The organism is Alteromonas sp. P256 (genome assembly GCF_036864455.1).
GTDB lineage: Bacteria > Pseudomonadota > Gammaproteobacteria > Enterobacterales > Alteromonadaceae > Alteromonas.
Map to the genome: position 1 here is coordinate 198,490 of NZ_JAZETM010000004.1, position 15,552 is coordinate 214,041.

The following is a 15,552-nucleotide window of genomic DNA, read 5'->3' on the forward strand; positions in this document are numbered from 1 at the left end:
ATGTGTCTGTGACTAGGCGTAAAGTGGGTTAAGTTTTTCAGCGTTAATTTCAAAACGCTTAATGGCATCTGCCACCACTTTTTTCTCAACGTCACCGCGCTGTGCAAGTTCGTAAAGTGATGCCACTACAATGTAGGCAGCATTCACTTCGAAATGCGTACGCAAGTTTTCACGGCTGTCACTTCTTCCGAAGCCGTCTGTACCTAAACAACGATATTCTGTATCGATGAAAGCGCGAACTTGGTCAGAGTAGTTCTTCACGTAGTCTGTTGCAGAAATTGCTGGGCCTGCATCTTTTGTGATCACTTGACTTATATACGGTGTTTTTTGCTCTGCCTCTGGGTTAAGCATGTTCCAGCGTGCTATGCCTTGACCTTCACGAGCCAGCTCGTTGAAAGACGTTACCGAGTACACGTCAGAAGACACATCGTAATCGTCACTAAGAATTTGCGCCGCTTTGCGCACTTCATTCAAAATAGTGCCCGAGCCCATTAACTGAACATTGTGCTTAGCTTTCTTGCCTTCAACACGCTCTAGCTTATAAATACCTTTGATGATTTGCTCTGCAATATCATCATCTTCAGGCATCGCAGGGTGCTGATAGTTTTCATTCATTAACGTGAGGTAGTAGAAAACGTTTTCGTTTTCACCGTACATACGGCGCAAGCCATCTTGTACGATAACCGCCACTTCGTAGCCATACGTCGGATCGTACGTTACACAGTTAGGAATTAAGTTAGCCTGTACATGTGAGTGGCCATCTTGGTGCTGTAGACCTTCACCATTGAGTGTTGTTCTACCTGCTGTAGCACCTAATAGGAAACCACGGGCCTGACTGTCGCCCGCTGCCCATGCTAAGTCGCCAACACGTTGGAAACCGAACATTGAGTAGTAGATATAGAAAGGAATAGTGGTCGCGTTACACGTTGAGTAAGACGTCCCCGCCGCTACCCAAGACGCCATTGCGCCTAGTTCGTTAATACCTTCTTGCAGTACCTGACCTTTCTTATCTTCGCGATAGTAAGCCACTTGGTCGGCATCTTGTGGAACGTATTTTTGTCCCTCATTAGCGTAAATACCTACCTGACGGAACAGACCTTCCATACCGAATGTACGGGCTTCATCAGGAATAATTGGCACAATGCGTTTACCAATTTTCTTATCTTTAAGCAACGCGTTAAGTACGCGAACAAAGGTCATGGTAGATGACACTTGACGATCGCCAGAGCCTTTTAAAATAGCGTCAAAGGCCTTTAGCTCTGGTACTTCTAACTGTTCTTCTGCTTGCTCTCTGCGCGCTGGAAGATATCCGCCAAGTGCCTCACGGCGCTCTTTCAGATACTTAAGTTCTTCACTGTCTTCTGGGAAGCGGTAGTACGGAAGATCGGCAATTTTGTCGTCTTCAATAGGAATGTTGAAACGGTCACGGAATTTCTTAATAGATTCCACTTCCATTTTCTTCACGTTGTGAGCCACGTTTTGCGCTTCACCCGATGAGCCAAGACCAAATCCTTTAACGGTTTTCGCAAGAATAACCGTTGGGCGACCTTTGGTATCGATGGCTTTTTGATATGCAGCAAATACCTTAACCGGATCGTGCCCACCACGATTTAAGCGCCAGATGTCTTCATCTGAATAGTTAGCCACTAACGCTTTTGTTTCTGGGTACTTGTTAAAGAAGTTTTCGCGGGTGTACTTACCGCCCTTCGCTTTACAGTTCTGGTATTCACCGTCAACGGTTTCGCCCATAAGCTGAATGAGCTTGCCTGATTTATCGCGGGCAAGAAGTTCATCCCAGTAACTACCCCAAATAACTTTAACCACTTCCCAGCCTGCGCCGCGGAATGTACCTTCAAGCTCTTGGATAATTTTGCCATTACCACGTACAGGGCCGTCTAAGCGCTGTAAGTTACAGTTAATAACAAATGTTAGGTTGTCTAAGCCTTCGCGAGACGCTAAGCCAATGGCACCCAATGACTCTGGCTCATCACACTCACCATCACCCATGTAGCAGTATACGCGCTGAGCTGAACAGTCTTTAATACCGCGGTTAGTGAGGTATTTTAAGAAACGTGCTGTGTATATCGCTTGAAGTGGACCAAGGCCCATAGATACTGTTGGGAACTGCCAGTAGTCTTTCATCAAATGCGGGTGCGGGTATGATGATAGTCCATCGCCGTTACACTCTTGACGGAAGTTGTTTAGCTGCTCTTCCGTTAAGTTACCTTCGATGAAAGAACGAGCGTAAATACCTGGAGAAATGTGGCCCTGAGCGAATATAAAGTCGCCGCCGTTACCATCAGTTGGCGCTTTGAAAAAGTGGTTAAAGCCAACATCGTACAGCATGGCTGAAGAGGCAAAGCTACCAATGTGACCACCAAGTTCTAAATCTTTCTTGGACGCGCGTAACACTATCATTAGTGCGTTCCAACGAATTGCCGCACGGATGCGCGCTTCGATAGTGAGATCGCCAGGCATGTTAGGCTCTTGCGCTGCGGGTATAGTGTTGATATACGCTGTTGTGGCGTCGTACGGTAAGTGAGCTCCACTACGGCGAGCTTTATCAACAAGCTTCTCAAGTAAGTAATGAGCGCGTTCTACACCTTCCTCTTCAAATACTGATTCGAGTGCATCTAGCCACTCTTTAGTTTCTTGAGGGTCCACATCTTGGTGCATCATATCAGTCATGGTGCCATCCTATTTTTGCTTATATAGAAAAACCTCCTTACGCAACATTTACACCCTGCGTTGAAGGAGGAATACTAAACTACGTTGTACTCACAGTGACCCGTTCTGGCTCACCTGCTTGGGCAGTGGCACGGGTACAACCCGACCGGCCTCTGCGAATAATTAACCGCGAGCAGCGTGCTCGAGGCTAAATCTCTAAACGACGCAACGCTCGCTGGACACGAGTGTCGCGCTGATTAATGGTTAACAGCGTTTTCTCGATAAACGCCAAATGCGTGTTACATGCTTGACGAGCCGCTTCTGGATCTTGCGACGCTATGGCTTCCACAATTTCTCGTCGCTGTTTGGCAATATCTGCCACGGCATCGGTGTGCATCGCCAGCATGTCTAAATTTCGTTCTATGTTGTCAACCAACATACTTTGCATGGTACTCATTACGTGAAGCAGCACCATATTGTGCGAAGCTCGAGCCATGATGATGTAAAACTGCCCTAGCGCCTCGGCCTGAGCGCGCTTACTCTCGCTCACTTTTGGCGACGGAAGCTCATTTAGCGCCTGGGTTAGTGCCTCAATATCTTCTGGTTGCCCACGAAGCGCAGCGTAATAAGCCGACATACCTTCTAAGGCATGGCGAAATTCGAGTAAATCAAACTGAGTTTCTGGACGTTTGCTCACTAAATCCATGAGTGGATCTTTCATTGCTGCATTGAGATTGCGGTTGACAAACGTACCGCCACCTTGCTTTCTTTCTACTAGACCACGGGCCTGCAGATTACCAATAGCTTCACGTAAAGAAGGACGAGACACATCAAACTTTTGCGCCAGCTCTCGCTCTGGCGGCAATTTTTGCCCCGCCAACAGAGAACCATCAAGAATCATAGATTCAAGTTGCTCAGTTATGACATCTGCTAGTTTTTTTCGCTGCTGACGCATGCGGCCTCTAGTTCCTCTGGTGTACTGTTTTGGCTTAGCTCTTAGGTAAAGCCCTTCGGTGTAAATAACAGCTGTGAATACGCTAAATTAATGGTATTGATGTAACCCCAGACAAAATTGGTAATACCATTTTACCTATACAGTTTAAGGCAGATCGTTTTTAAGGTAAATACTCTCAAGCATAGCAAACCTGACTGAGTTTGCTGTCTGTTAAGCTTTATTGTTGAATTTGTTAAGAAAAGTATTTAAACCATTACTGGTCTGATGAGAAGTTGAAAGTAGGTGAAAAGACAAAAGCACCTGATCTAGCAACAGTTTTTTACTAGACCAAATGCTTTCAACGTTTTAAATGTTAAAAATAGTGATTATGCGAGACTACCTATAACCGTAAGTGCCGACGTTACAACCAGTAAAAAAATAACATTACGTTTTGCTAATTTTACAAGCACCTTGGGTTCAACCGATGCATTTTCAGCCTGTAGCGCTTGTTCTTCCGACGTCAGCATTTCAGCTTTCGCCGAAATAATCGTGAGTACGTCGTAGGCAGATACATCTAATTGCAGCGCATATTTAATCCATTCTGGTAATGCACGAGAAAAGTGCCCCATCATCAACATACCAAATGCGGTAATTCGCACCGGAATATAATCTAATGCGAACATGAGGCGAGCGGCGGTTTCGCGCATAGGATGACTAGCTGCGCATAGCGCTTCGGTAGTACTTCTACTCAGGCTGTAAAATAATGCGCCAGGCGCGCCAAACGCGATAAACCACAGCATAACGGCTGCGTAGTGCTGATAATTGAGCCATGTTAAATGTTGTCCAAAGCTTTGACCTTGATACTTTGCGCTACTCGTGTCGTCAGCCTCTTCATTATTTGCGTTTTCGTTAAGACTACTTTGACCATCACGCTCATTGGTACAGTGACCCAATTGGTCGGTGTACATACTACAGGCCTGCAAATCATTTCGCTCTGCCGCATTTAAGAAGCATTTATACGTAGCTCTTAGTGCAGGGCAACCGATGCAGATAAATAGGACAACGCTTTGCTCGATAAACGTGAGAAAAGCGCCGAAAACAAAATATTCTATTGCTGCAAGTACAACGGCCGGAGTTAGCAGGCACAGGTACAATGATGCAGGCGTGTTCTTTTTAGACAGCCAGCGCTTTTTAATAAGCCACTCGCGATATTGACTGGCGTACTTTTCAATATGCCAACGAGGCTCTTTACTTACTAATCGCTCTAAACTAAGTACTAATAGCAAACTCATTAAAATCATGTGGTAAATCGCTTCCGGTTATTTGACGCAATGCACGTACTTATCTTAGTTGTTAATTGAGCCTGACTAAGCGCGGTGACCCACTTTATCGGCATTCATTTTATTACTCATTTTATCACTTGGTTTACTACTTTGTTTACTAAGAGTGACCTACAGTAAATTGATAAGGGTCTTTCTATACCTAGCCCAATCAAATGCAACGCCAGGGTCGGTTTTTCGCCCTGGCGCGATATCGTTATGACCTACGATACGCCCTAACGAGATATGAGGATAGTGCTTAACGATGAAATGAGTCAGTTTTGTCAATGCGCTATACTGTTTATCGGTGTAAGCCAACGTGTCAGTGCCTTCAAGTTCGATACCAATGGAAAAGTCATTACACCTGCTTTTACCCTGATAAGTGGACAGACCTGCATGCCATGCCCGCTGGTTAAATGGAACAAATTGCTCAATTTCACCCGTACGATATATTACACAATGTGCCGATACCCGAAGACCGGCAATTTCCCGGTAAAAAGGGTGTTCATTAATATTAAGCTGCCCCATAAACAAATCACGAATTCCCGACGTACCAAATTGGGAGGGTGGTAGAGAAATATTGTGAACCACCAGCAGGCTTACTTGTGCGTCATCAGGACGAGCATCACAGTGAGGAGACGGTACAAAGGTCGCATTGTCGTATTTCAGCATAGGGTGAAGCGCCTCGATGTGGGGTTTACGTTTATGTTTGGCAGCAGATTAAACTATGAAATGGTACATATAAAGTGTCTGTCGATATAGAAGTGTTACATTCCTGTACTGACAAAATCAATAACGTAAGCCAAAGGTAGGTTCTAAAAAGCGATGAAAAAAGCTAAGGAAACAACTAGTATAAAAGCGATGATAAGCGCTCTAACGGGAGAGTAATGTCTCAGGAACACAATGAAACAAGCACCGCAGGAAAGTGGATGGTGCTATTAGCGTGGGTGTGCGGACTGGGTTTACTTGTGTATGTTTTTTCCGGCCTATTGGAAAAACAAGTTAACCCGAATAGCACGCCTATTTCGCAGCAAATGGGATCGCAAACCGAAGTGCGCCTTAAACAGAACCGTCAGGGCCATTATGTTACCAGCGGCTATATTAACGGTGAAGAGGTTGTCTTTTTAGTCGACACTGGTGCGACGGATGTTGCTGTGCCAGCGCATTTAGCCAGTAAGCTTCAATTGCAGGCAGGCCGCCAAGCACTGGCCAGAACCGCAAACGGAACGGTCAGAATAGCCGAATCCACCATAGACACACTTCGCATTGGTGATATAGAAGTACGAAATGTAAAAGCTAACTTAAACCCTGGTATGCAAGATAACCATATATTGCTCGGAATGAGCGTTCTTCGCCAATTAGAGTTTACTCAGCGTGGCGATTGGTTAATATTGCGTACCCTCTGACAAGACAAAGTGAAAAGACAACAGCGATGAAGATGACGTCACCCGATATACAAGCCATCCGCGAACAGGTTTCTCAAGCCCTCATTGAAGACTTAGGTGGTGAACTGAATGCCGATAACGACATAACTGCCAACCTAATTGATAAAGAAGTAACAGCAAGTGCCACCATCATTACCAGAGAGCCTTGCGTTATTTGCGGTGTTGCTTGGGTAAACCAAGCGTTTGCCTTAATAGACGAGTCAGTGTCGGTAACTTGGCATGTAAAAGACGGTGACCATGTAGAAGCTGATACGGTGTTAGTGAGCTTGTCTGGCTCTGCCCGAGCGATTCTGACCGCTGAACGCACCGCGCTTAACTTCTTACAAACCTTATCAGGCAGTGCAACAGTAACCGCTTCTTACACCAAGTATTTAGCCGGTACAAATACCAAAATTCTTGATACAAGAAAAACCCTTCCAGGGCTTAGATACGCGCAAAAATATGCCGTACGCTGTGGCGGAGGGCAAAACCACCGTGTTGGGCTGTTCGACGCCTTCTTAATTAAAGAGAATCACATTTTCTCCTGCGGCAGTATTCACAACGCAATAAGCCGCGCAAAAGCCAACATGCCAGGAAAAACGGTTGAGGTTGAAGTTGAGAGCATTGAAGAATTTCAACAGGCCCTTAATGCCGGTGCTGATATTGTAATGCTAGACAACTTTACTAACGAACAGATCCAGCAGGCAGTAGTTATGAATAACGCACAGTGTAAGCTTGAAGTGTCTGGCAACATCACCGATGAGCGTTTGGCCTCGTTATCAAAACTTGGGGTAGATTATATCTCTTCAGGTGCACTAACAAAGCACGTGCAAGCTATTGATTTATCGCTGCGTATCCAGTTAGATTAAGACGGTAATTCGTTTACTTGTACTTACAGCACTTGATATTGAAAAGTTAATAAGCCGAAAATCAACCAAAATTATCGGCGACTGTGTAAAACGAAAACGGCAGTGAGCACCTGTAACGATTAATTGAGCGAAGGTCAGTATATGAAACATTAAATCTTACGACCTGTATTGTTCAACATACTTTGACAATGGTAATAGTTTTATACGAAAGTTCAATAACATAGAGCTGCAATGGCGTGAACGAACGTGGCATACTGACTGAGTCAGACATAGGTATAGTTCTATATACTTGTCATAGGCAAAGAAAATTCTATACTGAGCATCAAGTACCAGGGGCGTTTAAGGACGACTCGGGTATAAACGTCAATTTGAATTTATTTAAACTTAGCGTGTTATACGCGTCCCGGAGATAGACCATGATGAAAATGAATAAAGCAAACCAAAAAGGTTTTACCTTAATCGAATTAATGATTGTTGTTGCAATCATCGGTATTCTTGCAGCAATTGCATTGCCTGCGTATCAGACTTATACAGCACGTGCTACCTACAGCGAAGTAATTTCAGCATCTAGCGCAGCTAAAACAGCTGTTGAAGTTTGTGCGCAAACTGGCGTACCAGCAGACTGCACTGATATTGCGGTTAATACAGGATGGACAAATGCCGACACGGTTAATACTATAGCACTCGGTGGTGATGCAGCTAATGGCTACACTATTACAGTCACTCCAGTTGCAGGTAGCGGTATTGCTGCGACAGATACACTAATCCTGACTGGTACGATTGCGAATGGCGCAGTAAGTTGGGAAAGAACAGGTGGTTGTGTAAACTCTGGCCTTTGCTAGTATCGATACGATAATCAGAAACCCGGCGCCTGTCGGGTTTTTTCGTTTTTTACATTAATGTTCTTTATTTAACCAGGCTTTGAGATTCGGTTATGGCAAAAGCAGCAGCCACTTACACTTGGCAGGGAAAAGACAAAAGGGGTCAAACTCGCAAAGGCGAAATATCAGCAATCTCTCTTTCTGAAGCTAAAAACCTATTACGCCGCCAGGGTATATCTGCAAACAAGGTAAAAAAACTGGCAAAACCCCTATTTGGCTCTGGTGGTGCAAAAATAAATGCGGCAGACATATCAGTCACCTCTCGCCAAATAGCTACTATGCTTAGCGCCGGTGTAACGCTTATCCAGTCTCTTGAAATGATTGCCCAAGGCCATGCAAAAGTAAGCATGCGCAAACTTTTAGGAGAGATAACTGAAGAAGTTAAAGCGGGTAACCCATTATCTTCAGCTCTTAGAAAACATCCTAATTATTTCGACGATCTGTACTGCGACTTGGTTTATACCGGTGAACAGTCCGGTGCACTTGAACTTATTTACGATAGAATTGCGACTTACAAAGAAAAAGCAGAAGCCCTAAAATCTAAAATTAAAAAGGCCATGTTTTATCCTATTGCAGTAGTCGTAGTGGCCTTTATAGTCACCACCATCCTACTTATTTTTGTGGTGCCTCAATTTGAAGAAATATTTAGTAGCTTTGGGGCTGAGTTACCCGCATTTACGCAGTTCGTTTTGGGCATCTCTCGATTTGTACAAGATTACGGTATTTTTATTGCCATAGCCGTGGGTATTGCTGGCTATTTATTTGGGCGAGCTTATAAAAAAAGCCAAAACTTACGCGATCGTTGCGATAGATTGGTATTGAAAATACCTGTGATTGGCGAAATTCTAAAGAAGGCTAGTATTGCTCGCTTCACCCGCACCCTTGCAACAACGTTCGCCGCAGGTGTGCCCCTTATCGGTGCCCTTGAATCTGCCGCAGGCGCATCTGGCAATGCCGTATATAGGGAAGCGATATTATATATGCGTAAAGAAGTAGCGGGCGGTATCCCCATGCATGTGGCCATGCGCGCGACCAACGTATTTCCCGATATGGTGACGCAGATGATTGCTATTGGTGAAGAGTCTGGTGCTGTTGATGAGATGCTAAGCAAGATTGCCACAATATATGAAGCCGAAGTAGATGATATGGTAGATGGTTTAACCAGCTTACTTGAGCCTATGATTATGGCGGTATTAGGCGTGGTAATTGGCGGTTTAATTGTGGCCATGTACCTACCTATTTTCGATATGGGTAACGTGGTATAAATTACTTAAGCATTTTTATAAATGTTTGCTCGAATGAGCTCAGCGTAGAACTAGCACAAAAGCTAGCACAAAGGCTAGCAAGCTCTCTCAAAGGAAAGTGTGAATCACGCTGCTTAAAAACAATAACAAATAACTAGCTCGCACTGTCGCGGGCTTTTTCTTATTCTGTTAGGTATAGGTAGCGCGTAAATACGTTGCTGATAACAGAATTACATTAATGGAACTGCTTTAATGGATGCAATAATTACCCTCAGTCAACTCCACCCAGAGTTCTTTTACGTGTTCGTTTTTCTGGTTAGCCTGATGGTTGGCAGTTTTTTGAATGTGGTTATTTATCGCCTGCCAATTATGATGGAGCGAAGCTGGCAAGAAGAGTACGACAGTTACTTTGCTGAAGTAAATAGTGATGAAGACGCCAATGCTGCTTCTGCTGTTGATACTGCATTCTCTACCCGCCCTACCCCCTCGGCCCCGTTTAACCTAGTAAAGCCTGATAGCACCTGCCCTAAGTGTGGGCATACCATTCGAGCGTGGGAAAATATTCCAGTACTCAGCTATTTGTTTTTAAAAGGCAAATGTGCCAACTGTAAAACGGGCATTTCCCCTCGCTATCCACTGGTAGAGCTTTTTACTGCTATCGCCTGTACGTTTACTGCATATCACTTTGGGCCAACGTCCCAAGCCGTGTGGGCCATTTTAATTACCTATGTACTTATTTCGCTTATTTTCATCGACGTGGACAAAATGTTGCTGCCAGACCAACTTACGCTGCCACTGCTTTGGCTTGGTTTACTATTAAGCACGAGTGACGTTTTTGTTGGCACTACCGATGCCATAATTGGCGCTGCTGCAGGGTATTTAAGCTTATGGTCTGTTTATTGGCTGTTTAAGTTAGTGACTGGCAAGGAAGGTATGGGCTATGGCGATTTTAAATTGCTGGCTGCGCTTGGGGCCTATACTGGCTGGCAGGGCCTGCCGGTTATTATTTTACTGTCGTCCTTTGTGGGCGCCATTATCGGGATTGCCATTATGATGATACAAAATAAGGGTAAATCGCTGGCGATCCCTTTTGGGCCTTACTTAGCAGTTGCAGGCTGGCTGACGCTTTTATACAAAGACGTTATTATTACCACCTACCTCGATATGGTTTTATAGCAATAGACTAGGGCGTGTTGGTCTTTGCTTTACATTTAGCCCAAAACTCCTACAACGAGGATTAACACGCCCTAATTAGCTTTGAAAAATTTAGTTCGGCAACGTCAATTTATCAGTCGAGCTTATAACTCAAGCTTACAGTTCAACAGAGGCGCAGCTGTCAAACAGCACGAGTTCGGAAACTAGAACGTTTAGCGAATAAACACCTGCGGGATGTGCTTGCTAAATGTGTTGGATAAATTGATTGGCTTAGTGTGTTTGTTTCACGTGTCTGGGAGAGTAAAAATTGAATAACACATTTGTTGTTGGCCTGACTGGCGGTATTGGTAGCGGTAAATCGGCCGCTACCGATTTATTTAAAACCCATGGTATTGACGTTGTCGATGCCGATGAAGTAGCACGAGATGTGGTTTTACCCGGCACCACTGGGTTGCAGCGTATTGTCGAGCGCTTTGGCGATAATGTGCTGCTGAGCAGTGGCACCCTTGATAGAGCACAACTTCGTAAGTTAGTGTTTACCGATAGCACTGCGAAAGACTGGCTTAATAGCTTACTTCACCCCCTCATACGGGAGCGTATGCAGCATCTGATAGCAAAGTCTGCCAGCGCTTACTGCATACTCTCTGTACCGCTTCTTGTTGAAAACAACCTCACTATGATGTGCAACAAAGTCGTTGTGGTTGACTGCAGCGAAAGCACGCAGCTGACTCGTGCAGTGAATAGAGATAGCAGTGATGTAGAAACGATAAAGAACATTATGGATGCCCAAGCTACCCGCGAAGAACGTTTAAATGCGGCTGACTATGTATTAGATAATAATACAAGCTTACTATCGCTTAAGCAGCAGGTAGCAGATTTACATCATCAATTATTAAGGCAAGCTTCAAGAACCCTCTGACTCTAAGGCAAACCTGCTCTCTCTGCACATTGTTACATTTGCTTATTCCGCTCATTAGACACGGCGAATAGTTAGGGCACCTCGCGCTAACAGCGATTGATGACAATTTGCCTGTTTTTGAAACTTTTTTGCTCATTTAGTATCTACTTAGTATCTAAATAATAGTTTGGTTGGTAAGTATACTTGGCTTAACGGTCACTATGCTTTAGGCTTTACGCTTTCTCCTTACGTAATTGTATTTAAAGGATATCCATGAGCGACGCTGTATTCGAATTCCCTTTAAAGGAAAAGGTGCGTAATTACCTACGCGTAGAACAGCTGCTTGGGCAACTTAAAATTACGGCTAAGGCAGAGCAAAGTACCTTGCAGCTTGTATTTTTTGAGCAACTCTTTGAGCTGCTCGACCTCATAGAGCGTATCGATCTTCGCTCAGATCTCACTAAAGACTTAGAAGCTCATGAAAAGAGCCTCTTTTACTGGTCAAAACACCCTAAAATCGATTCTACTGCCCTTGATCATGCATTAAAAACCGTATTGCGTTTACGCCAAAAAATTAAAACTGAAGGTCGATTTGGCAGTGCGCTGAAAGAAGACAAATTATTAAGCTCCATAAGGCAACGTTTCGCTATACCTGGCGGTGCCTGCAGTTTTGATTTACCTAATTTGCATTTCTGGTTACATCAACCTCTTGAGCGTCGCTTAACAGAAATAGCGCTATGGCTAGATACCCTTGCCTTATTAGATGACGCTATCACGGTAGGCCTGTCGTTCATTCGCGAACGAGGTCAATTTAAAGATACCGTTGCAGAAAGCGGCTTTTATCAAGGGGCAGCAGAAGACAAAAATGAACTTATAAGAGTCAAATGTCGCACCGATGAAGGTTACTACCCTACCCTTAGCGGTAACAAGTATCGCTATGCCCTTCGCTTTATGCTTTTCTCAAGTGATGACAGTAAGAGCGGTTCTGTAGAAGAAAACGTTCAATTCCTTTTAGCGGCCTGCTAATCTGTCATTAAGAGCTAACCATTACTAAAATCCGTACATACACTTTGCAAATTAACTGATATTTGTAACGCTTGACTAGGGCTGTATTTACAAAGCATAAAATCGAGCCACTATAGATAATTTTTCTTAGAAGCTCATTTAGTGCATTAGCCTAGTTAAAGTGTACGTGAACACATGTGGTTTTTTCTTAGCAAGGGTGAATATGCCCTAGCGTTTTTTAGCCTTCTTTTTGGAGAGATAGATGGAAGTAAAATGTCCTATTTGTACCAAACCTGTTGTGTGGTCGCCACAAAGTGAATACCGCCCTTTTTGCAGTAAAAAGTGCCAGCTAATTGATTTAGGTGAATGGGCCGGTGAAGATAGAAAAATAGCCGGTAAGCCAGCTCAAGATGCTACGCCGCAAGCTATGGATATAGAAGAAATAGAGGCAATGTTAGCGCAGCAGCCTAACGACTTCTTCAAGCACTAATTTATCTATTTGAGGGACAACATGATTAACCATATTGCATTAGTAGGTGGTACTCACGGCAATGAAATGAGCGGCATTCAGCTTATCCAAAATTGGGAATCTAGCGGCATTCCTACTCAGTTTAGTGAGTTAGACGTCACGCTTTATACTGCCAACCCAGCTGCTATCGCGGCCAACGTTCGGTTTTTAGAGGAAGATTTAAATCGTCAGTTTACACTCGACGCCTTAAAATTCGATTCACTTCAAGCTGCCAGCACGAGTGAAGAACACAAGTTAGCAAAAACAATTAACGAACAATTAGGCCCGAAAGGCAATGCTTCCACCGACTTGGTAATCGATATACACAATACCACCAGCAATATGGGTGCAACGCTTATCATTCTCGATACAAGTGATGTGTACGTTAAAATGGCGCGCTACGTAAAGCAAAATATGCCAGAAGCTAATATTTTAGTTGAAGACGAAAAGCCCTATGCGTCTCACGGTTATTTGTGTACTACAGGTAAATATGGCGTGATGATTGAGGTTGGCGCCCAGCCTCAAGGCGTATTGCGAGAGGACGTGTACTTAGCCACACAAAAGATGGCAGAAGTTTTGTTGGCCTTTTGTGTTGCTTATAACAAAGGCGAGTGCGACGACTTAGAGGCCTGCGAGGGATTTCGACTCGGTGAGAACATTTCTTTTCCGTTAAATGATGAAGGCAACCGAACAGCCATGATCCACCATTCATTGCAAGACAACGACTTTGTCCCCTTAATGCCTGGCGCGCCCATGTTTAGGCGCTTTGATGGTAAAGATGTTGTTTGGGAAGGTACAGAGCCAACCTACCCGCATTTTATCAATGAAGCGGCCTATCACAAACTAGATGTGGCCTTTGCCACCTCGTCACTAATTACGCTATAGCAGAACTAAAATCATACAAAGAGGAGCGATGTGCTTTGCACTTCAGTGCTTGGCGATATCGCTTCTCAGAATAGTTGTATTTTGGGCTCTCTCGCTTCTTCAACTTCTGTTTTAACGCTGTTACCTTTATCTTCATTGATATCAAAGTGAATCTTACGCTGATCTTCCATAACGTAATTTTCAAACATCTTCTTTGTATTTAAGTTAAAAGTTTCATCAAACTCTTCTCGAGAATCAATATATGAAGAAAAATGGCCGAACAATCCCACAATAGCATCTTGTTCTAGCTTTATGTGCTCTGCGCGCTGCCTAATGATATCTTGAAACTGAATTTTACCAATTGCTCCACTTACTTTCTTCGCGACTTCGCACGCACTTTTTTCAAAACACGCAAGCATTGCAGGATTTAAATCTTCTAATGACTTGTAGTGTTGAGTAATGCTTTTCAAGGAGCTTGAGAAACCACTTAGCAAGTCACAGGTTTCGTTGGACTGGGTAGATGCCAACATTTTATCGCCCTGAAGACGAGCAGCATCAAGCGCCGATTTTATTCCAAATTCAATTTTATCTGCTGCTTCAGAAGATTGCGAAGACAGAATACGAACTTGCTCTGCGACCACTGCAAAACCTCGGCCATACTCCCCGGCTCTTGCTGCTTCTATTGCAGCGTTCAACGCTAAAAGGTTAGTTTGGTTTGCGATGTTTTTGACTAAATCCGTCAACTCTTTGAGTTTCTCCACTTCGGACATAACATTTTGGATAGACTCATTGTGTTCGATATCTTGCTCTCGCTGCTGGTTTATAAGAGTCTGTATTTGCGATAAGCGCGTTTCAACTTTTAAAAACTCAGTTGCACTTTCCTTCTTGCAATTAACACTTTGACGTTGGTTTATTTCAACGTTGTCTAAGCTGCTTTGAATGGAACTTTCGATCTCATAAAGCGCAGTCATTAGCTCTAATGACGCCTCTTCGGTAATCGTACTAATCCCATCAATTTGTCCTTTCAGTATTGCAACGTAATCGTTTACTTGACTATGGGTATCGTTTAATTGACTTGACGCTTCTTTTAAATAGAGATTTTGTATGTGTATCTCTGCATTCAACTCCTTCCTCATCTTCTTCGTATTCCAATAGCAGGTGAACAAAATTCCTGATGCAACGAGAGCCATATCAAGAGCTCCACCAAGAGCCATTGATAAACTTGAGTGAATATTTGCTCCAAGCCCTATGAGCAAAGAGAGGGTTATGCAGGCACAAAACACCATTCTTTGAAGACTGAAAAAACTGACCAAAGAATCTATAGAGATTTTCATATTTGCAAGTTTCATTCTGCTCGCAACAAACTGATCATCAAAAAAAGTTGATTTTTTCATCGTGTTTAACCTTATGCTGCAGGAACCAGTTGCTTTATTACGCCAATGAGCTGATCGGGCTCTACGGGCTTAACCAACCAACCTGTTGCACCAGCTCGCTTCGCCTCCTCACGTCGGCTTTGCTGTGACTCAGTAGTCAACATCAGCATCGGCATAAACCGAAATTTTGTTTGTTTTTTAAGAGTCTGAATGAGATCTATTCCATTCATACCTGGCATATTTAAATCTGTGATGATGAGTTTAGGCGTGATCTCTTCAAGGTCTTTGATCGCAGCTTCAGCACTGTTTGATTTTGTTACGGTATATCCTGCTCGCTTAAGTAACATTTCCATACTCATTAACATGGTTGCAGAATCGTCAATTAAATGAATTATACTCATAATGGCTCCG

15 protein-coding genes are annotated in these 15,552 nt (G+C 43.7%); 9 read left to right on the forward strand and 6 right to left on the reverse strand.

Annotated elements, in window-relative coordinates; translation table 11 throughout:
- Positions 1 to 12: 12 nt before the first annotated feature.
- The 4 genes from aceE to ampD form a co-directional block, all read right to left on the reverse strand.
- Positions 13 to 2,688 (reverse strand): pyruvate dehydrogenase (acetyl-transferring), homodimeric type, encoded by a 2,676-nt coding sequence (gene aceE, locus V7R39_RS08655; protein ID WP_032097493.1) that lies wholly within the window; start codon positions 2,686 to 2,688, stop codon positions 13 to 15.
- A gap of 187 nt (positions 2,689 to 2,875) precedes the next feature.
- Positions 2,876 to 3,622 carry a GntR family transcriptional regulator gene (locus V7R39_RS08660; protein ID WP_334030069.1) on the reverse strand — a complete coding sequence of 249 codons (747 nt, stop codon included), beginning with the start codon at positions 3,620 to 3,622 and terminating at the stop codon, positions 2,876 to 2,878.
- A gap of 365 nt (positions 3,623 to 3,987) precedes the next feature.
- Positions 3,988 to 4,893, reverse strand: coding sequence for a beta-lactamase regulator AmpE (gene ampE / locus V7R39_RS08665; RefSeq protein WP_334030071.1), 906 nt, complete (start codon positions 4,891 to 4,893; stop codon positions 3,988 to 3,990).
- 159 nt (positions 4,894 to 5,052) lie between these two features.
- Entirely contained in the window at positions 5,053 to 5,592 is a 540-nt protein-coding gene (gene ampD / locus V7R39_RS08670; protein ID WP_334030073.1) for a 1,6-anhydro-N-acetylmuramyl-L-alanine amidase AmpD, read from the reverse strand.
- 215 nt (positions 5,593 to 5,807) lie between these two features.
- Here ampD and V7R39_RS08675 point away from each other — a divergent pair, with 215 nt between their 5' ends.
- The 9 genes from V7R39_RS08675 (at position 5,808) to V7R39_RS08715 (ending at position 13,789) form a co-directional block, all read left to right on the forward strand.
- The gene (locus V7R39_RS08675; RefSeq protein WP_334030075.1) at positions 5,808 to 6,326 is read left to right on the forward strand and encodes a retropepsin-like aspartic protease family protein; all 519 of its coding nucleotides are present in this window, start codon (positions 5,808 to 5,810) and stop codon (positions 6,324 to 6,326) included.
- A gap of 32 nt (positions 6,327 to 6,358) precedes the next feature.
- The gene (nadC, locus tag V7R39_RS08680) at positions 6,359 to 7,213 is read left to right on the forward strand and encodes a carboxylating nicotinate-nucleotide diphosphorylase (protein ID WP_334030219.1); all 855 of its coding nucleotides are present in this window, start codon (positions 6,359 to 6,361) and stop codon (positions 7,211 to 7,213) included.
- Between the two features lie 416 nt (positions 7,214 to 7,629).
- Positions 7,630 to 8,055, forward strand: coding sequence for a pilin (locus tag V7R39_RS08685; RefSeq protein ID WP_334030077.1), 426 nt, complete (start codon positions 7,630 to 7,632; stop codon positions 8,053 to 8,055).
- A gap of 92 nt (positions 8,056 to 8,147) precedes the next feature.
- Positions 8,148 to 9,359, forward strand: a complete 1,212-nt coding sequence (locus V7R39_RS08690) for a type II secretion system F family protein (RefSeq protein WP_334030078.1) — start codon at positions 8,148 to 8,150, stop codon at positions 9,357 to 9,359.
- 231 nt (positions 9,360 to 9,590) lie between these two features.
- The gene (locus tag V7R39_RS08695) at positions 9,591 to 10,514 is read left to right on the forward strand and encodes a prepilin peptidase (protein WP_334030079.1); all 924 of its coding nucleotides are present in this window, start codon (positions 9,591 to 9,593) and stop codon (positions 10,512 to 10,514) included.
- A 286-nt stretch (positions 10,515 to 10,800) separates the two neighbouring features.
- Positions 10,801 to 11,412, forward strand: coding sequence for a dephospho-CoA kinase (gene coaE, locus V7R39_RS08700; RefSeq protein ID WP_334030080.1), 612 nt, complete (start codon positions 10,801 to 10,803; stop codon positions 11,410 to 11,412).
- A 252-nt stretch (positions 11,413 to 11,664) separates the two neighbouring features.
- The gene (zapD, locus tag V7R39_RS08705) at positions 11,665 to 12,417 is read left to right on the forward strand and encodes a cell division protein ZapD (RefSeq protein ID WP_334030081.1); all 753 of its coding nucleotides are present in this window, start codon (positions 11,665 to 11,667) and stop codon (positions 12,415 to 12,417) included.
- A 241-nt stretch (positions 12,418 to 12,658) separates the two neighbouring features.
- Positions 12,659 to 12,886 carry a DNA gyrase inhibitor YacG gene (yacG, locus tag V7R39_RS08710; protein WP_032097484.1) on the forward strand — a complete coding sequence of 76 codons (228 nt, stop codon included), beginning with the start codon at positions 12,659 to 12,661 and terminating at the stop codon, positions 12,884 to 12,886.
- A 21-nt stretch (positions 12,887 to 12,907) separates the two neighbouring features.
- Entirely contained in the window at positions 12,908 to 13,789 is an 882-nt protein-coding gene (locus V7R39_RS08715) for an aspartoacylase (RefSeq protein ID WP_334030083.1), read from the forward strand.
- Between the two features lie 65 nt (positions 13,790 to 13,854).
- Here V7R39_RS08715 and V7R39_RS08720 read toward each other — a convergent pair whose 3' ends face one another.
- Positions 13,855 to 15,162, reverse strand: a complete 1,308-nt coding sequence (locus tag V7R39_RS08720) for a methyl-accepting chemotaxis protein (protein ID WP_334030084.1) — start codon at positions 15,160 to 15,162, stop codon at positions 13,855 to 13,857.
- 11 nt (positions 15,163 to 15,173) lie between these two features.
- Positions 15,174 to 15,542: a response regulator gene (locus V7R39_RS08725; RefSeq protein WP_334030086.1), complete on the reverse strand. Its 369-nt coding sequence runs from the start codon at positions 15,540 to 15,542 to the stop codon at positions 15,174 to 15,176.
- Positions 15,543 to 15,552: the final 10 nt, after the last annotated feature.